The organism is Mycolicibacterium gadium (assembly GCF_010728925.1).
Lineage (GTDB): Bacteria > Actinomycetota > Actinomycetes > Mycobacteriales > Mycobacteriaceae > Mycobacterium > Mycobacterium gadium.
In genome coordinates, this window is sequence record NZ_AP022608.1 from 307287 (window position 1) to 332882 (window position 25596).

Annotated in this window: 19 protein-coding genes, 1 tRNA gene and 2 pseudogenes; 9 read left to right on the forward strand and 13 right to left on the reverse strand. The window is 64.4% G+C overall.

Features of this window, described 5'->3' with window-relative positions; genetic code table 11:
* The first annotated feature begins 147 nt into the window (after positions 1 to 147).
* From G6N36_RS01425 to G6N36_RS01450, 6 genes and pseudogenes are all read left to right on the forward strand, one after another.
* Positions 148 to 723 carry an Rv2240c family protein gene (locus G6N36_RS01425; RefSeq protein ID WP_179964691.1) on the forward strand — a complete coding sequence of 192 codons (576 nt, stop codon included), beginning with the start codon at positions 148 to 150 and terminating at the stop codon, positions 721 to 723.
* Between the two features lie 104 nt (positions 724 to 827).
* The gene (locus G6N36_RS01430) at positions 828 to 1253 is read left to right on the forward strand and encodes a DUF3052 domain-containing protein (protein WP_163684345.1); all 426 of its coding nucleotides are present in this window, start codon (positions 828 to 830) and stop codon (positions 1251 to 1253) included.
* A 4-nt stretch (positions 1254 to 1257) separates the two neighbouring features.
* Positions 1258 to 1722, forward strand: coding sequence for a peroxiredoxin (locus G6N36_RS01435; protein ID WP_163684347.1), 465 nt, complete (start codon positions 1258 to 1260; stop codon positions 1720 to 1722).
* 45 nt (positions 1723 to 1767) lie between these two features.
* A tRNA-Val gene (locus tag G6N36_RS01440) sits at positions 1768 to 1842 on the forward strand.
* A 784-nt stretch (positions 1843 to 2626) separates the two neighbouring features.
* Complete coding sequence (gene istA, locus G6N36_RS01445; RefSeq protein WP_170311100.1) at positions 2627 to 4276, forward strand: IS21 family transposase; 1650 nt, start codon at positions 2627 to 2629, stop codon at positions 4274 to 4276.
* Positions 4276 to 5137 (forward strand): annotated as a pseudogene (locus tag G6N36_RS01450) (ATP-binding protein). The gene istA and the pseudogene G6N36_RS01450 overlap by 1 nt, the downstream one beginning before the upstream one ends.
* 52 nt (positions 5138 to 5189) lie before the next feature.
* On the opposite strand, the gene G6N36_RS01455 reads toward G6N36_RS01450, so the two are convergent.
* Genes G6N36_RS01455 through G6N36_RS01465 form a run of 4 tightly spaced genes read right to left on the reverse strand, consistent with a single transcriptional unit; the run spans position 5190 to position 7943 of the window.
* Entirely contained in the window at positions 5190 to 6590 is a 1401-nt protein-coding gene (locus G6N36_RS01455) for a site-specific integrase (protein ID WP_235689934.1), read from the reverse strand.
* A complete protein-coding gene (locus G6N36_RS30305; protein ID WP_220096923.1) occupies positions 6577 to 6885 on the reverse strand; it encodes an Arm DNA-binding domain-containing protein in 309 nt (102 codons plus the stop codon). The genes G6N36_RS01455 and G6N36_RS30305 overlap by 14 nt, the downstream gene beginning before the upstream one ends.
* Positions 6882 to 7064, reverse strand: a complete 183-nt coding sequence (locus G6N36_RS01460; protein WP_163684352.1) for a helix-turn-helix domain-containing protein — start codon at positions 7062 to 7064, stop codon at positions 6882 to 6884. The genes G6N36_RS30305 and G6N36_RS01460 overlap by 4 nt, the downstream gene beginning before the upstream one ends.
* Positions 7065 to 7070: 6 nt before the next feature.
* A complete protein-coding gene (locus G6N36_RS01465) occupies positions 7071 to 7943 on the reverse strand; it encodes a helix-turn-helix domain-containing protein (RefSeq protein WP_308205937.1) in 873 nt (290 codons plus the stop codon).
* Between the two features lie 3514 nt (positions 7944 to 11457).
* On the opposite strand from G6N36_RS01465, the gene G6N36_RS29710 reads away from it, so the two are divergent.
* On the forward strand, positions 11458 to 12474 hold the full coding sequence (locus G6N36_RS29710; protein WP_235689935.1) for an EspK C-terminal domain-containing protein: 1017 nt from the start codon (positions 11458 to 11460) through the stop codon (positions 12472 to 12474).
* Between the two features lie 150 nt (positions 12475 to 12624).
* Positions 12625 to 12768, forward strand: coding sequence for a type II toxin-antitoxin system prevent-host-death family antitoxin (locus G6N36_RS30310; RefSeq protein ID WP_163684356.1), 144 nt, complete (start codon positions 12625 to 12627; stop codon positions 12766 to 12768).
* Between the two features lie 127 nt (positions 12769 to 12895).
* On the opposite strand, the gene G6N36_RS01480 is transcribed toward G6N36_RS30310, so the two are convergent.
* From G6N36_RS01480 to G6N36_RS01520, 9 genes and pseudogenes are all read right to left on the reverse strand, one after another.
* Positions 12896 to 13069 (reverse strand): hypothetical protein, encoded by a 174-nt coding sequence (locus G6N36_RS01480; protein WP_179964682.1) that lies wholly within the window; start codon positions 13067 to 13069, stop codon positions 12896 to 12898.
* 297 nt (positions 13070 to 13366) lie between these two features.
* A pseudogene (locus tag G6N36_RS30195) lies at positions 13367 to 13647 on the reverse strand (hypothetical protein).
* Positions 13648 to 13649: 2 nt separating this feature from the next.
* Positions 13650 to 13886, reverse strand: a complete 237-nt coding sequence (locus tag G6N36_RS01490; protein ID WP_163684360.1) for a hypothetical protein — start codon at positions 13884 to 13886, stop codon at positions 13650 to 13652.
* A gap of 231 nt (positions 13887 to 14117) precedes the next feature.
* The gene (gene mobF / locus G6N36_RS01495; RefSeq protein WP_163690302.1) at positions 14118 to 19961 is read right to left on the reverse strand and encodes a MobF family relaxase; all 5844 of its coding nucleotides are present in this window, start codon (positions 19959 to 19961) and stop codon (positions 14118 to 14120) included.
* A gap of 189 nt (positions 19962 to 20150) precedes the next feature.
* Positions 20151 to 20702, reverse strand: a complete 552-nt coding sequence (locus tag G6N36_RS01500) for a hypothetical protein (RefSeq protein WP_235689936.1) — start codon at positions 20700 to 20702, stop codon at positions 20151 to 20153.
* Between the two features lie 2 nt (positions 20703 to 20704).
* Positions 20705 to 21061, reverse strand: a complete 357-nt coding sequence (locus tag G6N36_RS01505; protein ID WP_163684363.1) for a hypothetical protein — start codon at positions 21059 to 21061, stop codon at positions 20705 to 20707.
* 127 nt (positions 21062 to 21188) lie between these two features.
* Entirely contained in the window at positions 21189 to 22517 is a 1329-nt protein-coding gene (locus G6N36_RS01510; protein ID WP_163684365.1) for a hypothetical protein, read from the reverse strand.
* Between the two features lie 107 nt (positions 22518 to 22624).
* Positions 22625 to 22957, reverse strand: a complete 333-nt coding sequence (locus G6N36_RS01515) for a helix-turn-helix domain-containing protein (RefSeq protein ID WP_163684367.1) — start codon at positions 22955 to 22957, stop codon at positions 22625 to 22627.
* The gene (locus G6N36_RS01520) at positions 22947 to 24068 is read right to left on the reverse strand and encodes a tyrosine-type recombinase/integrase (protein WP_163684369.1); all 1122 of its coding nucleotides are present in this window, start codon (positions 24066 to 24068) and stop codon (positions 22947 to 22949) included. The genes G6N36_RS01515 and G6N36_RS01520 overlap by 11 nt, the downstream gene beginning before the upstream one ends.
* A gap of 393 nt (positions 24069 to 24461) precedes the next feature.
* On the opposite strand from G6N36_RS01520, the gene G6N36_RS01525 reads away from it, so the two are divergent.
* On the forward strand, positions 24462 to 24935 hold the full coding sequence (locus G6N36_RS01525; RefSeq protein ID WP_163684371.1) for a hypothetical protein: 474 nt from the start codon (positions 24462 to 24464) through the stop codon (positions 24933 to 24935).
* Positions 24936 to 25596: the final 661 nt, after the last annotated feature.

The window sequence follows — 25596 nt, forward strand, 5'->3', positions numbered from 1 at the left end:
CTCACCTGTGGTCACTTTGCGCTCTTGTGTGCTCGATCTCGTTCCTGCCTCTCCATCCTTCTCCAATCCTGCACGACATGCACCGGTGGGGGTGCGGGACTGGAATGAACCCGCGGTGGCGAATGGACCCGGTAACCTCTGCAGACCGTGGTGACCGGTTGGCTGTTTCCGAGACGCCTGCGGATCGCCGCTCTCGCGGTCGGCAGTGCCGCTTCCGCGGCGATGATCATCGTGGGCTGTAGCAGTGTCACCCAGGGCACCGCGTCGGTCGATTCCGGGGATGCACCCGTGTACCGGGCGTCGGTGTCGGCGTCGATCGCGGAGTCCGCGGCCAGTTCCAGTGCCCGCGAGTCCGAACGGCAGGCGTCGCTCACCCAGGAGGCGGTTCATACGTCGTGCGAGTCGCTGAGCACCACCAGCGTGGACGCGATCACCGCGGTCAACGCCTACGTCGACGCCTTCAACCAGAGCGCCGCCGACGCCGACGCGAAGGCGCGCCCGGCGATCGACGCTCTCAATCACAGCGCCGACCTGGTCGCCCGCAGCGTGTCCGATCCGCTGCCGCCGGACTTGAAGGATTCGATGAACACCTGGGTCGACGCCGCAAGGGGCGTGGCAGTGGCGATTGAGGGCAATTACGGCCCCGAAGAATTCAACGCCGCGATCACCAAGCTCAACGATGCGAAGACCACCGCGCTGAACCGCTGCGATGCCGCATATTGATTTAGTTCGGCCCAACCTTGCTGCCGGTGAGTCGCTAGTGGACCCCGGCGTGCGACGATAGGGCTGGACGCACATCGCGCCAGCTGGCTGAAGGAGGACCGACGGTGGTCGCGGCGGAGGACGCCTCGAACTACGCCCAACGACTGGGCATCCAAAAAGATCAGGTTGTGCAGGAGTTGGGCTGGGACGAGGACGTCGACGACGACATCCGGGCCGACATCGAGGAAGCGTGCGGCGGTGAGCTGCTCGACGAAGACGCCGACGATGTGATCGACGTGGTGCTGCTGTGGTGGCGCGATGACGACGGCGACCTCGTCGATCGTCTGATGGACGCCATCACGCCCCTGGCCGACGACGGCGTCATCTGGGTCGTCACCCCCAAGACGGGGCAGCCCGGACACGTGCAGCCGGCGGAAATCGCCGAGTCGGCGCCGACGGCCGGGCTGATGCAGACCTCGTCGGCGAACCTCGGCGGCTGGATCGCCAGCCGGCTGGTTCAGCCGAAATCCAAAGCCGCTGGCAGGAGATGAGCCGTTGATCGACGTCGGAACCGAGGCGCCGGACTTCACGCTCAAGGACCAGAACGGCCAGCCGGTCACGCTGAGCGACTTCCGCGGCGCCAAAGACGTGTTGCTGGTGTTCTTTCCGTTGGCGTTCACCGGGATCTGTCAGGGCGAGCTCGACGAGATTCGTGATCACCTGCCCGACTACGAGAACGACGGCACCGCGACGTTGGCCATCTCGGTCGGCCCGCCGCCGACCCACAAGGTCTGGGCCACCGAAAGCGGCTTCCTGTTTCCCGTTCTGTCGGACTTCTGGCCGCACGGTGCGGTGGCGCAGGCCTACGGCGTGTTCAACGAGGACGCTGGCTTCGCCAATCGGGGAACCTTCGTCGTGGATCGCGGCGGCATCGTCCGGTTCGCGGAGATGAAGCAGCCGGGGGAGCCGCGCGATCAGGCCGTGTGGACGGACGCGCTGGCGGCGCTTCGGTCGGATTGACGGATTTCGTGTCTGACCTCGTCGGCGTGTAATTTGCCCTGACGAGGGCGCGTAGCTCAGTGGTAGAGCTCTGGTTTTACACACCAGCGGTCGGCGGTTCGATACCGTCCGCGCCCACCATCAAAACCCCAGCTCAGAGGCTTGAAGCTGCGTTTCTCAGCGATTCTCAAAACCTCCGTTGTGCCAAGAGTGTGCCAAGAGATTTCGAAAGGTTGAGCCCAAAAGGCTGGTGCACCTTCTGACGCTAAGCCCAGGGCGCTGACTACCGGGCACAGCGATTTGGTGCGAGATGCTGCCGCACTGGGGACGGAGCAAACGAGAGCTGTCGAGGACTACGCGGCTGCCCTTCAACGTCGGGCGCACAATGTTGACTGTTCTGGCCGCTGCGGCAACTTTCGCGATCAGTCTCATCCAACCCCGGTATTGGCTCGTCGGATTCGCGTCCTGGCCGCGTGCCTTGCCGTGTTGACTGCTGTCGTCGGTTTCTTCAAGTTCAGAATTGAAGGTGCGCTCAAGCGCCAGCGAGAGGAGAAGCGGATCTCCCTGGACCAGGCGCTGAAGGTGGAGTCGCACGCACCTCCCTGCTGTCAATGGAGCCATGCTGTGGACCACCGATAAGTTGCGCCAGCCCTCTATGTTGGATCAGGCAGGCACGGATGCAGAGATCAGCGGCCTTCCGCCGAGCCGAGCGTGACGCGGAGCAGAATCCTGAGTGCATCGCAGAACGCCGCCGACGACTGATCAAATCCGTTGAGGTACGCGTGTCGCCCGCCACGGTGATGGGACCGGTTTGAGCTGGGTTTAGCCACGGTCATGGGACCACCCGTTTGCCAGTAATGGGACCACCCGGCGCGTCGCGCCTGGAGTCGCTCGATTGCTGGGTCGGATTGCTTCACGTCAATCGATGTGGAGGTCCGCTGTGTATCGGGAGGTTTCGGTGATCGAGATTCGTGAGGTGCTGCGGGCATGGCTGTCGGGTTCGGGGTATCGGACGGTGGCTGCCCAGGCTGGGGTGGACCGCAAGACGGCGCGACGCTACGTCGATGCCGCAGTGGCGGCGGGGTTGGATCGTGAGTGTGGTGTCGACCAGCTCAGTGACGAGTTGATCGGCGCGGTGGTAGCCGCGGTCCGCCCGGACCGTCCGCAAGGCCATGGTGTGGCGTGGGAATCGTTGTGCGCCAACCATGATCAGATCAAAGACTGGGTCAAGGACGGTTTGACGGTGGTCAAGATCGGTGATCTGCTGGCCCGCCGCGGGGTGGTGGTGCCTCAGCGGACCCTGCACCGCTATTGCGCTGAGCGCACCGACTATCGGGGCCGAGGGGGCACGGTGCCCGTGGTCGACGGGGAACCCGGCGTGGAGTGCCAGATCGACTTCGCTCGGATGGGCATGCTGTTCGACTCGGTCAGTGGGCGCCGCCGGGTGGTGCACGCATTGATCTTCACCGCGGTGTATTCGCGGCACATGTTCGTGTGGCTGACGTTCTCCCAGACGTTGCAAGCGGTCATCGATGGCTGTGAGGCGGCGTGGCGGTTCTTCGGCGGAGTCTTCAAGGTCCTGATCCCCGATAATATGAGTACTATTGTGGCCCACGCCGATTCGGTGAATCCGAGGTTCACCGTCGGCTGGCTGGAATACAGTCAGGCCCGCGGGTTCCTCACCGACCCGGCCCGGGTGGCCCACCCGCAGGACAAGCCGCGGGTCGAGCGGATGGTCCAGTACGTGCGGAACAACTTCTTCGCCGGGGAGGACTTCACCGATCTGGCCGACGCCCAGGCCCGCGCCCAGGCGTGGTGCGCCGAGAAGGCCGGCAAACGCATCCACGGCACCACCTGTGCCCGCCCGGCGGTGGTGTTCGCCGAGACCGAAGCCGCACTGCTGGTCGAGGCGCCCGCCGCACCTTACGCGGTACCGATCTACGCCCAAGTCAAAGTGCACCGCGACTACCACGTTCAAGTCGGCAAAGCACTCTACTCGATACCCGAACAGTATCGGGGACAGACGATTTCAGCCCGAGCCGACGGTGAACTGGTCAAGATGTTCCACCGCGGTCAGCTGGTCAAGACCCACCCACGACAACCCCCCGGTGGGCGCAGCACAGACCCGGTCGATCTGCCCGCGGCCAAGACCGGCTACGCCATGCGCGACCTGAACCGGCTGATCGCCACCGCCGCCGGGCACGGAACCAACATCGGCATCTACGCCGAACGGCTGCTGGATCACGACCTGCCGTGGACCCGGATGCGTCAGGTGTACCGACTGCTGGGGCTGGTCAAACGCTACGGCCCGGATCCCACCGATACCGCCTGTGGGCGTGCCCTGGACCTCGACGTCGTCTCGGTGACCAAGATCGCGGCCATGCTGGCCAAAGCCACCGAGAACGCCGAACAGCCGCCACCACGCGCCGCGTCCGGCTTGGCCCCGGCACGGTTCGCCCGCGACCCCGACGAATACCGCACCAGCCCACCCACGCCGGCCAAGCCGACCAGGCCGGACTGGCTGACCGTCATCGACGGCGGCGTCCTCGACGAGCCCGGACAGGAGCAACTGTGATGCCCAGACCCACCAAAGACGTTGTCATTGATCCAGTCTCGGCCGATCTGAAACACGTGATGCGTCAACTCAAACTCGGCCGCATGCTCGACACCCTGCCCGAGCGGCTCATCCTGGCCGGGCAACGACACATGTCCCATGCCGCGTTCCTCGAACTCGTCCTGGCCGATGAGGCCACCCGCAGAGACACCAGCTCAGCCGCCCGGCGCGCCGCGACGCCGGCCTGGACCCGGCCATGCACCTCGAGGCGTGGGACGAGACCGCGGCCGTGCGCTACGACCGCACACTATGGGCCGACTTGACCAGCCTGCGGTTCCTCGACGGACCGCACGGGGCGCTACTGCTGGGTGCGGTCGGGGTCGGCAAAACCCATCTGGCAACCGCGCTCGGCCATATCGCGGTGCGCCGCAAGATCCCCACCCTGATGCTGCGAGCAGACTCGATGTTCAAGCGGCTCAGGGCATCTCGACTCGACAACAGCACCGAAGCCGAGATGCGGCGGCTCGCTCAAGTCCGGTTGCTGATTGTCGACGACTTCGCCCTGCAGCCCATGGACGCCACCGCGACCGCCGACTTCTACGAGCTGGTCGTGGCCCGCCACCAGAAGGCCTCCACCGTGCTGACATCCAACCGAACTCCCGACGAATGGCTGGCCGTCATGACCGACCCACTGCTGGCCCAGTCCGCCGTGGACCGGCTCACCTCCACAGCACACGAACTCGTCGTCGAAGGCCAGTCCTACCGCCGACGCCAGAAACCCTCAGTTGACAGCTGACCCAAGACGAAAGATCATGCCCCTTGAGCCAAACAGGTGGTCCCTACCCGCTGGCGAACCGGTGGTCCCATCACCGTGGCAAATGACAGTACGCGGGAATTTAGCATGTAGCCCGAACGACCGCCCGACCACGGGAAGCTAACGTTTCTGTTCTCCGTTATTGCGCGACCGCCCCATCAGCGCATCACCCGCCGCGGCGAGAGCATCGTCATAGACGTGCCCATACACCCGCAGCGTGATCGCCGGATCATGGCCAAGCCACTTTGCCGTCGCCGACGGTGTGGTGCCGCCGTCGAGCAGCATGGTGGCGGCGGTGTGCCGCACATCATGTAGCCGAATGACGGGCACGCCAGCGTCTTTCGCGTGCTGAGCGAACTGGGATGAGTAGGTCTCCGGCCGGATGAGGGAGCCGTCTGCGTTGACGGCAACAAGTCCGGTGTCGGGATACTCCGATCCGAGGGCGAGCCGTTCCTCAGCTTGACGAAGCCTGAAGGTCCGGAGCGCTGCGAGGACGTCCAGGGGCATCGGCAACGCCCGGCGCGAGCGCTTGGACTTCGGATCGCCGGTGACTGTCCCTGTGCCTTCAACCACCACGCGGCCCTGAGCGACGGACACAGTGCCGGCATCGAAATCTACGTCGGACCATCTCAGCCCGAGCACTTCCGACCGGCGAAGTCCGGCGAGAGTCAACAACCAGCAAGCGTTCAGACGGTCGTCTCGTACGTGATGCCGAAACTGGCCAGCTTGTTCTGGCGTCCAGCTTCGCATCTCATGATGTTCGACCGTCGGACGCTTTACCAAGCGCGCAACATTCCGCGCCACCAGACCTTCTCGCATGGCGTCGTCCAGGGCAGACGACAGCACGACAAGCATGGTGACAACAGTCCGGGGACTGACACTGCCGGGAACCGGGGGGCGCTGTGGAGCGCTTGGCTCGGCGGCGACGTAGCGACCACGTCCTTTCCGCACCACCCCCCCAGAGGCCACGAGCCGGCCGAGGGATCTGATGCCTGATTCACCGAGGGCGGTCAGGATCTCGTTGTACTGCGCCCCTTCGGCCCGTCCTCGCAAGAAGCTGAGTACTTCAACTGCGCGACGACCTCTCTTGTCGCGCTGAGTGATCGGTGTGCCGCTCAGTCGCACAGTCACCAGGGCGTCGATGTCAGCGGTACGCAGCTGTTGAAGACCTATGCTGCCGAGCGCGTCAATGACAGGCTTCAAGGAATGCCGGTATCCGGCAAGAGTGTTGGGGCGCACGTCGCGTCTGCTGTCGAGCCACCGGGTCAGGTACTCCGCGACAGTGGTCGAATCGCGTTTCACGAATGCGCCGGCTGCCACTTCTGTGGTGATCCTCCGGTACTCGCGACGCGCTTCGGCCAGCGTGGAAAAGGTGAATCGCTGCCTGTCGCGGGTGCCGTCGGGCCGGATGCCGACGTCGACTTGGAACCTATAGCTGACCGCGCCGTTCTTTGCGGTGTGCCTGGTGATCGGCTCGGCGCGACGGGTGCGTTTGGCACCCGGCTCGTCAGTGGTAGTCATCTGCCCTCCTGCTGACACAGGTCTGAGCCCGAGTGATTTCATCCCATGTTGCCTCACGTGTGTGACAGGTGGACACGACGAAGTGGTCGGCCTCTGAGCCGCAGTGCGGGTCGAGGGCGCAACGCGGCCCTGATCGGCCTCTCGCATAGCATCGCGACAAACTTTTCCAGGCTTCATTTTCAGTCGCGAAGCCCCCTTTTGAAATCGTCGGGTAGCCGCCTGTAATCGGGTCTTTCTCGGGTGCTCGGAATCGGTACGTCCATGTGTTGCCACATCGGTAGACAGACCCTCTCACGATGCGACCAGCTCACGCAGTTCGGCCGTGACGATATACACACGCCCGCCCAGTTTGCGCACTGGGAGCTCACCGGACGCCGCGAGCCGGTAAGCCGCAGCGCGACTGATACCCAAAATCTTGGCTGCATGCGGTACTGCCAGGAGCAGCGGAAGCTGATCAAATACATTGTTCTGCAACGAATCTCACCTCCTTTCGCTATCAATAGTTGCTTCGGTAGACGCGTTCTGCATCTGCGGGCTACATCGGGGGCAGAATGTTGCGGCCTCGGTGCCATCGGACTGTGTGATGGTGATCGTGCGCGACAGCGAGTCCTCACATTCGCCACACCATGGTGCTCTCCGGGCTTTTGACCAGCGCGGTGGCGGCGGCAGTTCGGATAGGCGTCGAGCCAGAACGGCAGCGGCGTGGCGGACTCCGTCGGGCCGAGATGAAAGATGAGCCAATAACGTCTGTGATGTCCAGCCCGCAGCGAAAGCCGCCTCGATTGCAGGTGTCAGTTTCCGTGCGTCCTCACCACTTACCCGCCATGGTCGAGGAAGAGAATCTAATAAGGAGGCTGAGCCTGGTTCGGAAGAAGGTTCTTTGGAGGGGTTCAAGGGGTCCGTACCACGGGCCGACAGACGTACTGGAGGTAGACCGTCGTTGTCCGAAGATCGGACCGGGAGCGTCGTGATGGTGGACCGAGGGAGTGCGAATTCCGGACTACGGCGCTCGTGGAGCACATCGGAAAGATTGAGAAGGTACTGATTCGAGCGCCTGGCTCCGGATTCGTGATGCTGGGCAACTCGAAGAATGAGCCCGTCGTCCTCGAGCTTGCGAAGCGTTTTGAAGACGGTGCTACGCGCGGCGCAAGACTCCGTCACGAGTCGTTTGGTTGACGGGTAGCAGGATAGGCTCTCGTCTGCCCGGTTCGCCAGCAACATAAGGATTAGGCGCTCTATTGGAGTCGATACCTCGACGGTTAAGGACCAGTCGAGTGCTTTCCAACTCATCGGCTGATGTCTCCTACTTCCCGCTTTGATCGTCTCTTGGCATCTGGATTCGTCTCGAATCATGGAAAGCAGCCGATTGCTTAAGCCTTCGCCGCACGATGTACTCCGGCTTTCACGAGTCCTAGCTCCCCATCTCGATGGTCGGAACGTAGATGAACAGTCGAGACGGCGTCCACCACCTTGAGCGACTTGAGTCGAAATTCAACGCGTGTCGCCATCTTGGGGCGAATGCAAGCGATTCCCACCGCGCGGAAGACTCACGATGATCGGCGTTCTCGGGCGACCCACCGGTCGCGAAGTCCGCAAAGTCTGGACAGCGAGCACACGCCCTCCGGCATCCGTGCGCGCGGACATTGAGTCCAGGTCAAGTGTTTCAAACTGAAATTGAGCGTTAGTTGGGCACTACTTGGCCATTAGTTGTGTGTGAGTTGTCCACTAACGGACCCGCGGTGCAGACCGCCAGAACGTGCTGCGCGCAATGTGTTTTCGGCTGCTAGTCAATAGACGCATGGCGGCGGTACCGTATGGGTATGTACGACGCAACATTGACTAGTGATTCTTGCGGCAGGTATGTGCGTCCGCTGTACGAACGAGCGTCGTCGTGGTGGATGTGAAGCCACTACCCTATGGGGCTGTCGAAAACGCGGAGGTGACTGTGAAAGATGAACTGAGACAGGCCAATAATCGAGGATTCGAACTCGGTAGAAGACATGCCGATCTTTCAGAGGTTGTTGGACATGCGGCATCCTGGGCCCGCTCGTTTAGGGTTGTAACCTCGGACCTTCTGCCCGATGACTCTGCGTTCGTGACGACCCCGCTCATGCGTCATGCTGCCTACCTGGATGAGCTATGGAATCGTCTTGGAGGCGCATGCGTTGGCCTTGCCTCGTCGCTCAATGAAGGCCTGCGTACGAAAAGTGCATTGGTGCGGCCGTCTTGTTATGGACCAATAAGCCGGTCAACGACGTATGTGCGTGGCGCAGATTTCGTACACCTCCTGCAGTCAACAAGTCCATACGGTGCCACACTGCAGGACCTGTGGCGCGCGGAGGTGACAGACGCTTCGCTGTATTTCAGTGTTTGCGGCATAGATACTGTCGGGCTGGAACGGTATGCCGCGATTTCGCAGGTGCTGTTCGATGACGCTCGGGACGTGGTGCGCGAAGCGTATGTAGAGGCCGTCGCAGCGACCTACGGCCGACTATGGGCGCGCGCGTCGCCAGCCGACGAGGAACGCACACTGATCGCGTGGATGAGAGCGCTCGTTGACGCAGGGCTGAGTTTTGACGAGTGTGCCTTCGAACTGCGCGACCTTGAAAGGGCGTCGCCTGTGGCTGTCAGCTGTTGCCTCAGCAACAGGAGTGCCTGGTTCCCGCAGGTATAAGTGAAACCAGATCTGCAAGTCATCGAATGTCAAAAGATGCTCCCGGTCGTCAGCGCAATTGGCGCCATCGCGAAAACCGTGCAAGCACAAAGCTATTGGCGAAGCGTGTCAGCCAAGAGGACCACGATCTGGTGGTTGCGTACGCCAAGAGCCTCAACGTCACTGTCGCACGGCTTTTGGACCCAGCTGTGAAGGAACTTGTGACCCGGGCCCGAGCACACATGACAGCCACATCCGAAATTTCCGCTAGACGTGACGAACGGACCGAACAACCATGAGGCGCCGGCGTAGCCACTGCGACGGGTTCGCCGTAGCCGCGGCGGCATTCGGGCTCGCGGCAGGCGCCGTGGCGAATACCGGCCTAGCCTTGGCCGACCACCCTCAACCGGCGCCGCACACGGTGAGACTCGTACCCCCCTCGGCGGCCGTTTACAGCAAGGGTGAGATCGAGGCCGCTGGTGGCGCAACTTGCACCGCGTGGGATCAAGCCGCGCGGGCGCTCGCTTCAGCAGGCAAGCTGCGAGCGACAACCGCCGAGCCTGATGGCTCCAGCCCAGAAGCACGTCGCGCACGTACCGATGAGAAGCGAGTTGGTATGACTTCGATTGCGTTTCTTCGATCGAAGGTCGAGCCAGCCGCGCCACCGGCAGTATTGGCACCCGTCAAGAGCTGGATGGCAACGCAGATCGACAGGTTGCATTCAGTGAACATGCGTGATTGGGAGGCAGCCAACGATGCTGCTGACCGAGCCAATGCACTCGTTGCGACGATCGTGAGCGAATGTGGGTTGCGTTGATGGCCGCGACCAGAACGTCTACAGGATCATATGGGCGACTGATTGTCACGTCGGAGATGGAGCCGCCGGACGCTTCCCACTGGGATGCGCTAGAACGGTCGTATCGAAACGGCGCGACGGCGTGGAAGGGAGTCCACCAGCAAATCTTTCGCGACAACGCGGTATTTCGCGGTGCCGCCGATTCGCGGGGCTTCGACGAAGCGCACCGGGCCGGAGCGGTGTTGGCCGAAGAGGCCATAACTATCGCCGAATGGCACGGGGCAGTCGCCGACAAGTGCGCTGATATCGCCTCGGTGCTACGCAATACGAGAGCAGGACAAGAGCAACTGGTCCGTGAAGCTGATGTCAAGATCGCGCAAGCAAAGCTACCAGGGGAAGTCGAAGGTCTGGTTTCCACTTATCACGGTATTGCGCGGTACCAGACCGAGGCCGGAGTGGCCGCCGCAATGGCTTCTCATGCTTCGTTTCAGCGGAGCGCCGAAAACACGAGGGCTATAGGTCTTCTGACGAAGTGGGGCGGAATTTCCACCGCGCCGCCGATACAGCCCGTCGACAACACGTCATCGGGCGTCGAGCAAGAAGATGGTCCTTGGAACACCTCACGTGAAAACGGTAGCGACGAGTCTCATCCCGCCACGCCGCCGGACAACTCGAGAACAGGTACGTCATCCACTCAGGCTGGGATTGGTCCGCGAGACCCTGATTCAGTCGACGAGGGAATTACTACAGTTGCCGGACCGAAAACGCAGGCGACTGAGGCGACCCCGCCGCTGCAAACGCCTTCACCGCTCGGTGGCGGTATGCCGTCGATGGGCGGTATTAGTAGCAGCGGTGGCAGTGTTATCAGTACCGGGTCGAAGATGCCTGGCAGCCTGGGACGTACCGGCATACACGAGATGGGCTTCACTCCACTTAGTCGAGCCACCGCGCAGATGCCGAGCTCGGTAGGCGGATCGCCCAGCGCGGATGGCACTCCAGGCCCTGGCGCAAGTGCTGAGTCCCCGTTGTCTGCGTTCACTCAGGGAGTTACGACGACGACTGGTCTCAGCGGTGGGGTGTCGGCGCCACCCCGAGCGCCATCGAGTTCACCGGCAGCCTTGCCTGGGGCAGGGCATGCTATTCCTGGAACGTCGATATCTGCAGCGACTGGCAGCGGTGGGATTCCCGCGGGCGCGCAGGCAGGCATAGCAGCCCCAAACATCTCGGCTGGCGCTTCTGGGGCTGGAACGGGTGCTGGTGGGGGTGCGCCGATCATGCTTCCGCCCGGTGCAATGGGACCGCCAGCAGGCACCGTGTCCCTACCTCCTGCGGCTGTTCCCACAGGTGCGCCAGCCGGTAACCAAAGCCATGCCCCGTCGGCAGCGGCGCAGTTTTCCGGTGGTGGAGCGGGCCCGACGTTGATTCCGGCAAGCGTGGTGGCCGCGGGTCGGACCGATGCTGCACGCGAGCGGCGGGAATCGGCCGATGCGGCGGCCGCCAAGGAGCTGGCGTGGAAGCTCCAGCATGCCGCGCAGACGGTCAGCTACCCAATTGAGTGGGCTGTAGGGATTTTCCGCTCGACGAGCGGCATGGAAACAGTCGTCACGTCTAATGACGGAGCAAGCTACATCCCTGCTGGCGTCTTCATTCCGCGTTCGGTTCGTGTGCTGGCGACAGATCCATTGCTGGACAGCCACTTTCGGCAGGTGTGGTTTGGCTGGGCCGATCCTGCACGCGTTCTGCTCGAGTATGCGCAGCTGCGCTCCGCAACTGGCTGGCGGCTTACCGCGGCAGCGACCACACTCAACGCGAGTACGTTGCGGAACGCCGGGGTGGAACACCCGCCCTCGTGCACGCGCCAAACGAATCCGTTACTGCAACCCGGCATTCAGGTCGCCGCCCCCGTCCTGGACAGGATGCATCTGCACCGATTAGCGGTGATTTGGCCCGACGTGTACACGCGGCTGCTTCGTATCATGGATGCCGCGCCCTTGTTTCAAGACAGGATTGTTTCAGCGGCGAGCGCGTCGCTTATCAACGCAGCAGCTGACCAGACTCATGCGGTGGATGGAGGTATTCCCTACTCGATCCGGCAGGTCTGGATGGCCCGCGGCGGCGACTGCGATCCCAGCCCTCAGCAGTGGGCGATCTACGACGAGGATGCCAAGAACTTCAATACGGTGACGTCCATCTGCCGGCCGGCGTTCGTCAGCGGCTCCACCGCCGACCCTAACGACACCCGCGGGGAGCTGGCAAACTATCGGGCTCACTGGTTGGTGGCTCGCACTGCGGAGCACATCGGTGGGTGGGCAACACGTCCATTACCCCTTCCCGATATGTGCTACGCCGCGGCAGCGGTCGGCAACCTGGATCTTCGGGAATCGATCGTTGCTGCACTCGCCAGCGTGGAAGCCGACCTCGACGTTGGCGGATGAGTTCGTCGATGTGGCAGCTTCGACGAGAGGACCCGCGTTAATGGTAGATCTGGCCGAGTTGCGTGAGACTGGATTAATCGCGGAGGTGCGAACGGTCATGGATATCAATTGCAGTACCCGATGATTGATCAGTCGTTGCCGCGGATAAGCATGACGGTACTACGCCGCCATTTCGGCCAAATTCTCGATGAAGTGGAAAAGGGACAGATCTTCGTAATTACCAGGCGCGGAAGCGAGGTCGCCATGCTCGTCCCAGCCGAGGTGTACAGCCGGTTAGCGGAGGCGAGTGAGTAGATCCCGGCGCTTCTAACGATACCGTGAGGCACGCATCGGAGTGCCCGGATTGCAGGCTGGGCCGAGGATTGAGGTGCCACGTTGTGATCTTCTCTGCTGTTCTTTACGCGAGAGCTGAGGACGAGATCTACGGTTCGCGGCGGCTGGTGTGATTCCCCCGGGCCGTGCGTCTTTCTGTGTTGGCAACTTCATTCTTGAACACGGCGGCCAGGTAGGCATATCCCGCGTCGAGGAGATGTTCGTCGAGCGCCTCGGGCTGACGGCCGGGCTGCCGGGACTCATTGGGAGTCGGCGTCGCCATGCGTGCAATAATAGACCGCCGCAGTCGAACTGATCGTGACAATGACGTGCGGTTGGGACGATTCCTCGGATGCGTTGGCCACGCTGAGTAAGCATCTAGCGAATCTCTTCTCAAACAGTTGTGAACCGTTCTCGCGCGGCCTCGATGAGCCCACCGGTTACAACGTCTGGGCAATGCTGGCCCCCTCTATCGGAGCCTGAATTGACGTAAAGCCTGGTTTTTAGCGCGAATCTCTGCGTCGATCACCTTGGCGTTGCGCCGTGTCGAGAAGTCCCGTGCGGTTCGGCGGCTGCGCTACTACCTCGCGATCGGCATCGCGCCGACGAACACACATAGTCGCCAGCGGAGCCGCGACTCCACAGGACGGCGAGATCATCGACGGATGCGGATCGCGCAGACACCTTCCACATCCTCGCGCCGTTCGACCCGGTGATTTCTTCCCGCCGGGCCTGTGCACTCTCCGGGTGCTGGTCGATCAGTTCGAGTACATCGCAGATCGCGTCCCAAGTCTGATCGTCGGCAGATTGCTCCAGCGCGTCGAGCTGCGCGGCGGCCTCCGGTGCGTACTCGATGGGCACGGTTACTGGCGCCGCTTATAGCTGCGTTTCACCGCGGTGGACGGGTCGTCGACGAACTCCTCGATACGCGCGCGGTCGGCAGTCGGCAGCGCTAAGTAGCTCGCCTGAGCCGCCGACATGACCACCGCCGGTTCCAGCACCAGCACCCCATCAGGTTCCTCGCGGAGCAAGTAAGTCGAGTCCGGGTGGCCCACGAGCGTGACGCGGCCGCGGCTGTCGGTGCGGATCATCTCGCTCATAGCACCGTCCTACCCTTAGTGGGTTACACCCCCAAAGGGTAAGCTCTCGCGTCCTCGGCTACGAACTCCAGGTCGAAGGCGCCAAACTCTGGCGCTGAGCCGTGGAGTCAGACTCCATGGCGATGCCAACATTCGCGATCAAATGACGCTCAATTTCGATCAGAACCAGCTGATAGTTGCTGTGGTGCAACCAAACCGGGCTACGACCTCACGGTTATGGAGTAGTAAGAGCTAGTCATCGATGCCAGCGCCGAGGGTGTGTTCGGGTGCCTCCAACGCGGCCTCGGGGGTGCGCCATCCCACGGCGAGGTGGCGGCGCTGAGCGGCGCGCACGCCGCGGGCGGCGTTGTCGTACTGGCTGAGCACGTGACGCCAGCACTCGCTGAGGTGGGTGCGGCCGAGGCGATCGGCCAAGGTGACGGCTGGAGTGGCGTCCAGCAGCGGATCTATGGAACCTGACGGGGTGGCTCCAAGAGTGGTGTTCCACGGCAGGGAGTTCGTGAGCAACCGCAGCGCCGACGAGCTGGGGCCGCGACTGTTGCTGGGGTCGAGGAGGATGACTCGGGCGTCGGCGGCGTCGGCGTGGCGGGCGATGGTGGCCAGCTGGTCGAGTTCGGCGGCTGCGGGGTCATCGATGATGACGATTGCTCCGGGCGGTAGCGCCCACTGGTGGTCGCTGATTTGGCGCTCGGCGCGAGAAGCGGTGGTGATGGTGTCGGCCAGCTCGGCCTCGCGGGCGGGCGCCGCGCTGGCGTCGGTGGTCGAGAGCCAGAGCACTTTGCGGTCGTTGGCGTTGGCCGTGCTGCGCAGGGTGTAGAGCGCCGCGACGGTTTCGCGGTCGGTGGCGTCGGCGCGCACCACGCTGAGCCGATAGGGCTGCGCGGCCAAGGATTTGAGCCGGTCGGCGGTGTGGGGCTCGTGCGCTGCGAGGGCCGCCGCGGGGATGAGCAACGGCGTACGGGTCAGGTCGGCGTCGCCGGCCACCTGGAGCAGGGCAACTTCGGAGTGCGCCGTTTTCAGCAGCTGCTCGAGTGTGTCGGAGGTGGCGGTCTGGGCCGCGGCAAAGGCACCGGCGACGTCGCGCTCAGCGCGGTCGAGCTCGCGGCGCAGCGCCTGGCGGCGGTCGCGCAGCAGCGCGCGGGCGGCCAGGTCCGCGCGCTCGGCGTCGCCGCGTGCGGCGGCGATGTCGTGCTCGGTGACGATCTTGTGGCCGCCGGCGGCCGCGGTGCGCGCAGCCTGCGCCTCGGCGAAGGCCTGGTGAAACTGATGCGACGGTGGCTGAGGCAGGCGGCGGGTGTGAAAGGCCAGATCGGCTTGCGCTGAGGCGATGTCGAGTTCGTCGGCATCGGGGTTGGTCCGTAGGAGGTCGAGCTGAGTGCGGGCGTGCTCGATCAGGCGCAGGGTGTCGTTGTAGGCGGCGTCGGCATCGGCCCATTGCTCCATCACTGTGGCGACGGCGTGGCCGTAGGGTCGATCGGCGTCGACTTGGCGGCGCATCCGCAACAGCTCGTCGGCCGCAGCGCGCATAGCGGGGCCATTTCCTGCGCGAATTTCTGCATCCAAGGTTTTGATTGATTCGCAAACGTCGCGGTATTCCTGTTGCAGTGTGGTTACCAAATTCATGGTGATGCCTAATTCGGGGACAGGGCGGTTTGCTGAGAGGTCTTCGAATTGCAAATCTCCGAATTCTTGGGAGGTGTATTCGCATGAGCCATCGGGCGGGGCGGCGTCGAAGTGGTCGTCGAAGGGTGGGGCTTGGTCGATGTCGGCGAAGGGGCTATCAGGGTCGGGCGGGAACAGTGCTTCCTCGTCGGGGTGCGGTGGGGCGTCCTCGGGGGTGGGCAGGTCTTCGACGTCGATGCCGAGACGCGCTTGCAGCCGGTGGGTGAACGCATCGACGGTGTAGGTGATCAAGCGTGCGTAGTCGCCCGGGGGGATTGGGTGGTCGGCGTCGGCGGCGTCGGCGAGGTGTTCGGCGGCGACGTGGAGCAAGTCGCGCGGGGTCCAGGTGGCCGGATCTGCCGCGCTGATAGCCGCGACCAGCCCGGGCCAGGCCGGATCGGAGGTGATGGTTTCGGTCAGCGCGGCCCCGAACGCGGCCTCGACATCGGTGATCCAGGCCGGACGCAGCCGCGAATGCGTGGTGGCCAGTGTGGCGGTCGGGGACAGGGCGCCGGCGATGCGCCACCAAAGCGCGGCGGCGGGCAGCTCCTCGGGCAGGGGGCCTTGCCGAGCAGCGGTGGTGATGATCTGCCGCAGGTCGGCGGTGGTGCGGGTGGCCTGGGCGAGTTGGGCGGCCAGCTGTGGCCAGTAGGCATCGGCGCGCAGGCGCGGGTCGATGGCGTCGATGAGGTCGTTCCAGCGGGTGGTGTCCGCACTGCGCCGGCCGATGTCGGCCGCGGCGTAGCGCTGCAGGCTGGCCTGTACGGCGCGGGTCCGCACGGGGTACTGGCGCGCGCCGGTGAGACGGGTGTCGGCGTCTTCCACGCCGGTGGCGGAACGGAACACCGCGATCTCGGCGGTCAGTGCCGGATTCACGGTGATCAGCGGCCGCGCCCAGGCGGGGGCGGTCGCGTTGGTCCATGCCCGCGCCCGCTCACGGATCTGGTCGGCCAGGCCTTGGACCAGTTGCTCGCGGCGGGCCAGGTAGGCGCCCCAGTGCGGATCGTCGGCCAGCGCCGGCGGGATGGCGGGAAGCCAGCGCAGCACCCCGATGCCGGCGGAGTGGGTGCCAGCGGGGTCGATGCGGTGATCGAGGACCGCGGCGGGTTCGGTGGCGTCATCGACACTGCCCTTGGCCAGCGCGTCGGTCAGCAGCTCGCGGGGATCTGCGCCGCCGAGCGTCAGGACAGACAGGTTGCGCCGCAGCACCGGCCAGGCCTCGCGCTGGCTCAGCCGGGGGATGACGTCATCAGCGATGGCGTCCAACCGATCCCGCGCACCTGCTCCTAGCTGGTTTTCGGCTGCCACGCCCAAGGCGTCGTAGAACATGTCGGCCGCAGCCTGTAGCCGCGTGGCCGGGTCCTCGGCGCGGCGGGCTTCGGTGGTGGCCGACACCTGGGCGCCGTCGCGGGCCAGGGTGCGGGTCAGGACATCGACGGCGGTGTCGGGGTGGGTGGCTTTGGGGGAGAGCAGTCGGTGGGGATCGCCTTCGGCGGTGGACAGGTACAGGTGGTTTTCGTCGGTGGCGCGGGTCATCGCGACGTAGAGGTGCTGGCGGGTCAGCATGTCAGAGCCGACGATGTGGCAGGTGCCCTTGGTATCGCGCCGTCCTGCGGTCAGGCCTTGGGCGGAGTCGATGGTGGCCGCGTAGCCCAGCGTGACGTGTTCGGCGATGTAGTCGGCGGGCAGCGTGACGATGCGTCCGCTGCGCAGGTGGCGGGCTTTCACGCTGCCATCGGTGAGGACTTCGGTGATGGTGTAGCGGTAGCCGTTGCGCACGAAATCGCTGCGCCCAATGGTGATTCGGCGATTGTTTTTCCGGGTGCGGATGGTGTCTCCGACGCTGGCGTGCAGCTGATCTGCCAGCACCACCGTGGCCGCGCTGGCCGCGTCGGGATCGGCGGCCAGCCGGTCACTGCGGGCGCGGGCGTTGAGCTCGTTGATGACATCGTTGGTCGGTGCGAGAAGGATGGAATCGGCGCCTGCTGCCAGGTCGGCCCGCCATGCCTGATAGGCCATGTCAGCGGCGGTCTCCTCGGTGCCGACGTGGATGCGGTGGTGGTCGATGTAGAAGCCGATGCCGGCCGGGTCGGCGTCGTGCAGCGCGAGCCCGGCGGCGGCTTCCGCCGGTGACTTGAATCGCACGACTTCGCTCAAGGTGAGTGCGTCGGTGGCTTCGGCGATGTCGCGCAGAACACCGCCTGCCGAGATGGACGACAACTGGCCGTCGTCACCGACCAGGCGCACGCTCGCGCCCCTGCGCAGCGCGTCGGTGATCATCGCGTCCAGGCCGGCCGTGGCGGCCTTGCCGGCCTCGTCAACGATGATGAGCGTGTCGGGACCGACCCGCTTAAACCAGTCGGGCACTCCGGAGATCGCGGCCTTGTCCGGATCGGCTAACCAGACGTACTTGTCGAGGGTGTCGGTGGTGGCGCCCAGGTCGGCCCCGAGCACGATCGCCGCGTCGGCTGTGGGGGCCAAACCGATCACATGTCCGCCCGAGCTGCGCCACGCATGGGCCAACGCCGCCATGGCCGTGGTCTTGCCGGTTCCAGCGGGTGCGAGCGCGAGCGCGACACGGCGCCCGGTGCTCGCCATCTCCGAGACCAAAGCGGCCTGGCCGGGGTTGAGTATGCGTCCGCGCGCCGCCGAATTTGCCAGCGCCAGTTCGACATCGGCGGCGGTGGCGGCGCGGCCGTCGCAGCGATGCACCGCGGCCAAAATGCGCCGCTCGGCGGCCAGGGTGTCGCGGCTGGTGTAGAGCGCCACGCCGTGGCGGGAGTAGACGCTGGCACCGTCGCGGCGACGCAACGCTACAGGCTCGCCCAATTCGGTGTCGGCGATTCGGGCATGCGGCACCGAAAACGCGTCCGACAGAGCGGTATCGGTGAGTCGTTCGACCAATGCGACATCGTGCGCCACGCCGTGGGTTCGAACGATTCGCAACGCTTCGGCGCGCACGTGGTGACGCTGCCAAGTGGCCCGCGATTCCGACACAGTGGCAATCAGTTCGCCAGCACGCGACGCGACCCATTCATGATCGACGACGGGAGTGGTGCGGGTTCGGTTCCGACCGGCCAGGACACCGGCCAACATGCGGTGCAGCCCGTCCCGTCCGAGGACTTCTACGGCTTGGGTGCGCCACACGTGGCGCTGCTCGGCCAGCGAGCGCGGCTCGTGTTTGGCCTCGCGCGATTCCAGCGTCGCCTGCTGGGCCAAAGCGATGATTTCGGTGTTGGTTGGTTCGCGGCCGTGATCGGCCTGAAACTGCTTTGCCAGCTCGGCTATACGCGCCTTGATCGCGGCCCGCCGGCTCGACCACCGCGTCATCAATTCTGGTGACATTCCGTCGATCTCGCGGACCGGCCGCTTCCCTAATCCGCGGGACTGTTCGACGAACGACACCGCGAGCCTGTCGATCATGTGGGCTTCGAGGCGGGTGTTGTACAACTCAGAGGCCGCGACCGTCACCCGGTGCAGCGGTTGACCGTCCAGGGCGAGCCAGCGGCGCACGCCGCCCGTGTCCACGTGGGACACCTTGTTGGAGATCGCGACGTGGGTGTGTAGGTCGGGGTCGCCGGCGCGAGAGTCGCGGTGGGTGAACGCTGCGGCGATGAGTCCTTCGGCGTCGACCTGGGCGACGCCGCCGGCGCCGGTGCGGGTGAAGGTGGCTTGATCTTGCAGCCACTCCAATACGTCGGCGACGGCCGCATCATGGGCAGCCTCAATCTGCTCGGCCACCGATAGCGGGGCGATGGCCCACAGCGCCGACACTGATTTCACCGGCGAGAACGTCAGGTCGTATCCGGCGACGGCGGTCGTGCGGGCGCGGGTGTTGCGGGCGATGAATCCGGACAGTTCGCGGTCATCGGCGGGTGGGCGGCCGTACTCCTCGGCGAACAGCTTCACAGCCACGCGGGTGCGGATCTGTGCGCGGATCTCCGGGGCGATGGTGGCGTTCCAGTGTGCGCCGTTCTCGGCGTTGTGGTCGCGGAAGGCCACCGCCAGACGCCGCGCGTACTCCGGTTCGCCGTCGCGTACCAGGAACTCACGACCGAGTCGGCTGGCCGCCCGCCCCGAGCCCATGCTCCGGCCGATGACGTAGGTCTCGATGCGCTCGGCGTTGGGGTGCAGACCCAATCCGTATAGGGCGCGCATCTGCGCCTCGCTGACGCCTGATCCCTCATCGACGGTCCAAATCGCCTCGCGGGCTTGCGGACTGGCTTCGCAGCGGCCGGCGTCAGACAAAGCGGCCAAGCCCCGACCCATCCACCGACCGGGCGATTCACCTTTGGCTGAGTAGTAGTCGGCCAGCGTGGAGCGGCCACGCTCGGTGCTGTCGGCGGCAGCGACCTGCCGCACCAGGTACAGGTATCCGTCCCCAGCGGTCAGCTTGTGCAGCGTCATCACCATGACGCGCACGCAGGCGTCCGCATGCGCCGCACGCTACGAACTTGGCGGTTGGCGAAGCCACCACCAAACCGGAGGTTCTTAGAAAAGTCTCAGACGGCCGGTAGTGGCGAAGGTGCCGTATTGCAGTGGGTCGAATGCCCCAGTCGGCAGCAATTTTCGAGTATTGGCAGCACCGGCCGTCGCCGTCGTTTATGTATCGGACTCGTTTCCCGACGTGACGAACTTTTCGGGGTCTTCTTCTGCCAGGTGTTGAACCTGGTCTGCGAAGAGTTGGACGTGCGTATCGAGGTAGTCGTCGAGGGCCGTCGCGTAGACGGCATCCACGACGTAGTGGCCGTTGAGCGTCTTGGTCCGGATCTCTCGAACAAGGGGAGTCCAGCCGACCTTCTCTGGTTGGTAAGGCTCCTGGCTGACGTCGACCTTATATAGGGGAGCGGACGTTACCACCATCGGGTAGAGGAACTCTGTGACCGCCCAATCGTGGTTTCGGTCGTGATTCACCTTGCTTGTCCTGCGGAGGTTTCGGTGGTGCTGCGTGGCTTTGGCCAATGGGTACACAAGGCTGTCGAAAATGCCCCTGTTGTCGGCGACCCATTCGGATTTCCGTTCGAGCCTGGTCATTTGAGTGGCCAGGAATCCGTGATTCCACGGCGCTTCGCGTAGATCACTCAGACCGAGGTAGTCGCGGGCGTCCTCGCTTTGCAGGCGTGTCGCACCGTTCCCGAGAGGCTCGCGCTTCACCACTACCGGATCGAATCGTAGATCTGTTCCAAGCGGGTGCGGCCCGACTGAGCAGTATCGGTGGGGCCGCCGATCAGCACGTAGGGCTGACTGCTCTGCTTGCATTCGATGAGGCAACGGATGCTGACTGTCATCCGCAGATCGGCGTTGTCGTAAAGACGCTTGTACGCCATCACGTCGAGTTCCCTGGACTTTGTTTGATCATCAGGGTCTGGGAACGCCCACCCCAATTGAGTCCTATAGCCGCGCCGTTGCAGTGCCGCACCCGTTTCCTGCTCAAGCAACCAGCCAGCCGAACGCAGAGCCGCAACAATCTGTTCCGACGTTGGCTCGTTGCCAGAGGAACCGGTGCGCGTCACCTCTCGACCTTGGCATGACGCCGCGATAGGGGCTATGAGGCGCACCGGATGCCTGCCAGGTAGATCGACGGTGGTGACTTTGGAATTAGGGGGCCGCCGACGTTTAACTCACTGACTGTGCCGGCGCTCAACGAGATCGTTCGGCGATGTAGTCGGTCCAATCGCGGGCCGCGAGCTTGGCCCAGGCGGCGGCGTTCTTGTTGGTGATCGTTAGCAGTTCGGCGAGCACGGGTGCGGGCATGTCGCTGGCGAGTTGGAAGAGGGTGGCCTTGCGGTTCTCGTAGGGCTTGACGCCGATCGCGACGAGCTGGCACCGGATGTTCTCGGTGGCCAGGTGGCGGCCGGGGTTTCCGCCAGGGAACAGCCAGCCTGTCTCGCGGGAGGCGTAAAGGCTTTTGCCGCGGTGATTAAGATGCTCGCGGATCAGGTCGTCGAGGATGGGAGGCATTTGGACCGGAATTGCGCTAAACGTGATTTGCACGACGCGGGCTGTGACGGTGACCTGGCTGGTGCGCATAGCCACGATGCGCGAAAGAGGCTGTGCGAACAGCAAAGTGAGCAGACCAGCGATGCGGGTGTAGCGGCGCAGAGTCGCGTCGTGCAGTAGACGCTCTACGGCCGCCCACCGCTGCGTATCGGAGACGGTTACTGGGGGCGGTGACTGCGGGACGTCGAGGATTCGGAGTTTGGTGTTGGTGCGGGATTGGCGTAGCCAGACGATGAAGGCGTACTCATTGTTCAGCATCCTGCCGACGTGTTCTTGGTAGCGCTCCAACAGATCCTGGGTCGCGGTCGCCGCACTGGCGTCATGGCGGGCGAGGAAGCCCACGAACTCGATCGCGACGCGGATGCGCCGTCGACACGCATCGGCCATCGATTTGGTCAATCGGCCTTCACGGGCGGCCTTGCGCATTCCTCGCAGCACGTACCAGTGCGCGAATCGGCGAATCAAGGCGGCGTCCTCGGCGGGCAGTTCGGCGACGATGTCTTCGATCCAGGGCAGCATCCGTTCGATGCGGATGTCGAACGGTTCCAGAACACCGACCGCGATGAGAAGACTGCGAAGGTAGTCGTGGGCACGATCCGAGGGCAGGGTGCGGAAGGTCTCGTGGCTGATGTCGACCGCGCCGCAGGCCATTTGCCCGAGAAGTTGGGGGCCGATGCCAGGTTTCTTGCGCAGCCACCACAGCCCTGTTTGTGGGCGTTCGGAGTTCACCAGCTCGTCGAAGACCGGCTCCAATTGACGGTGAATCTGGCCGGTCGTCGGGTCGGTGAGCAGGTCGGCGAGGCGTTCACGTAAGAAGCATCGCGCGCACCGAGTGTGCCCGTAGGGATGGTCTTCGCGGCCGCATTCGCGGCACGCGAAGATCGACTCGACACCTGCACAGGACGCGCACACCACCGTCTCGCCGCGTGGCCATGCCAGCGGCCGCACAACGTGGCAAGCCGGACACATTTTGGGGTGGTAGTGCCGCCTGCGACGGCAAGCGACACAGATGCGACACCCATGCGTCAGCCGGGTCAGGTAGTTGGTGCTTGCGCACTCCCAACAGGCTCGTCGATTCACTTGTTGTCGCCGGGGCGGCGGATCCTGGCGCGGATCGGTCGCAGGTCGCCGATCCCGGGCCCGCTGTCGTTGACCGCGGGCGCCTCACGGACCTGTTCGGCGACGAGCTCGAGCAGATCGTTGGGTGTGCACGCCAGGATGTCGCACAGCGCCGCCAGCAGGTCGAGGTTGATGCGCTGCGGGGGCTTGGTAGCGATCCGGTGCACCATCTGTCGGGAGATCTCCACGCCACGCTCGTGCAGCGGTGCGACGAGGTCGGTGGTGGCGAACATGCCGTTCTGGGCCATCAGCTGGCGCAGGTTCCACCGAAGCACGGTTCTAGTCGTCATCTCTGCCTTCACTTGTCGTCGTGTTTCCGTAGACGCGGCGCAGCGCCGCCTGCAACGTTTTGGTCTTGAAGTCGTTGGACACCGAGGTGTAAATCGCGGTGGTCGAGGCGTAAGAATGTCCGACCTGCTCGGTGACGAACCGTTCGGGGTAACCGAACTCAATCAGGTGGGTCACGTAGGAGTGCCGCAGGCAGTGCAGGGTGAGTTCTTGAGGCAGACCGGCCTCCGCCCGCAAGTAGGCGAATCGCTTGTCCATTTGCTTGGTCGCCACCCGCTGCCGACGCTCAGTCAGCCACAACTCTTGTCGACTGCCGGGACTCAGAAGCGGCCGGGCTTGATCGACCCATTGGCGCAGTCCGTCGATCACCCAGTCGAACTCTGGAACGGCCAGCACCGTGCGACGCCGAGGGGCGCTGCCGCGGCTGGACTTGGCATACCGGACGTGGACGGCGCCGAAGGTTCCCCACGCCGGCATCCGCGGGTTGGGACGCAGGTCGGCCACGTCGAGGTAGCACAGCTCTCGACGGCGCAAGCCGAAGGCGTAGGCCGTCTTGATCATCTGCGCGTCGCGCAACGCCGCCAACGCGCCTTTGCGACCCGAACGCGCAATGATGTCCACTCGATCGGCAAGGAACGCGAACAACGTTTCCACCTCGTCGTAGGTGAACGGCCGGCGGGCGGGCTTGCCCTCGTATTCGACCAGATGCGCCGCGGTGTTGAAGTCATGGCAGACCTGCGACGGGATCCTTCCGAACCGCTCCTCGCACTGCGAGATCCAGCCATAACGGCCGTCGAGTAGGTAGTCACAAAACAACCGCAACGTCATGTGGTAGCCGCGAATTGTAGAGGGCGCCCTGCGGTTGTTTCCCGACATCAGAGCCGCCGTGAAGTCCTCGACATCGCCGGCCGTCCAGTCCCACGGATGCGTCTCGGCGAACGCAGCGAACCGTCGCACGAACGCCAACCGCGATTCGATCGTGGCCTCGGCAAGCAGCCGCGACTTCTGCTGGCGTCCCCACCCCGACAGCATCGCTTCAAAGACCGCGGACGCTTCATCGAGATGGACCACGCCCGCGGCGAGAACGAGGTGCGCCGAACCTGGAACGCTCAACTGAAGGCCTCCACGACGGTCAACTGCAAGTTGTCAATGTCAACGGTAAGTTACCACGGTCTGGCCCGAACTCGCTCATCAGCACAAACGGGAAATGGTTCAATGGCGGCTTGGCGGCTCTCGCCCTCCACGCCACTCGCGTGCGTCAACTTTAAGTTGATTCGCGATCTTCTTTTCCTGAGTGCAAGAGGTGTGTGGTCTGTCGTTGGGCTACGAAAGGGGGTCGTGGGGCAGGCAGCTGGGGGGCTGAGCGGCGGTGGTGAGAGGAGTGGGCAGCGGTGGGGTGTGGGCAGAGACGGTGGTGCGGCAGGAGCGGCGGCGAAAAAATTGGTGAACCGCGAATGTGGCTGTGGTGGTGGCCCGGCCGGCTCGCAGGCTCCTAAGGTCCCGACCATGACAACGCCACGGATATCGAAGCTTGAGGCCCGCAAGCGCGCCCATGGAGCGTTCCGCCGGGCCAACGAGGCCCGCGTCGCGAAGGAGAAGGCGAACATCGACGATGCCGCGGAGATTCTCGTCGCTGTCGGCAAGATCGCCGAAATCGAAACCTGGAAGAAGCAGCGCCTAGCCCAGCTGCGCCAACAGCTCGACGCAGAAGTCGCCAAGAAGGTGGATGCGCAGCGCGCCAGGGGCGGCGCGGCGGTCATGCGTATGCAGGGCCGCGGCGAGACGCTGACGACGATCGCCGCGCGCACCGATCTGGGGATCGGAATCGTTCGTGCCATGCTGCGGCACGGACCGAGGCCTGAGAAGCCCACGGCCAGTGTTGATTCGCATGCACTAGGTGCGGGTGGCGTGGCCGGTGGACCGATAGGGGTTGTTGATCCTTACATCAGTGAGCCGCCGGCCGACGCGGCGTCGGCGTGATGTGCGGCGGGATTTGAGGCGTGGTGAGGCGACGTCGGGTGCGCGGGATGAGCGGGCCTGGCGGCGTTGGTCGGCCCGTGCGTGCGCTGTCATGCCCGTGCGCCGCGACGCAGGTCGGGGATGGGGCCACACAAGCCGGTTCAGCATCGTGCGGCAACAAGCGCTCGACGGGCGCCTGCAAGGCGTCTGGCCAGCTGTCCTCTGGGTGCTCGGTGTGTCGGCGGTTGCAGGACCACACAGGACCTGGGAGTGCGTTCACAGCACCGGTGGGAGCTGGCCGCGCTGAACGCTCTGAATGTCAGTTCTGACGGTTAGGTCCAACGGGCAATGGGAAGCGCGGAGTTGTTGATCGTTGATCGGCGTGTGCACGCTGCGGAGATCGCCCGCTTTCCGAGCCACGTCGACTGCGGGTCAACGGCTTCGGACTGCAACATCTGGGCCGGCGCGACGGCGCCGATGGCTACGGCCGGTTTTATCGCACCCGAGAGGGGGCGGGGTTGTGCGTTCGCCCGCCACCGCTACGCGTTGGCGATCGTGTCCGGTGTGGTCCGTTGGGGTGCTCGGGCTTCACGAGTGCGACAACCCGGTGTGCGTCAAGGTCGCCGTGGCGACAGATCCCCGCCAGCACGTCGTTTCGGGCTCGCAGGGCGACATCATGGAC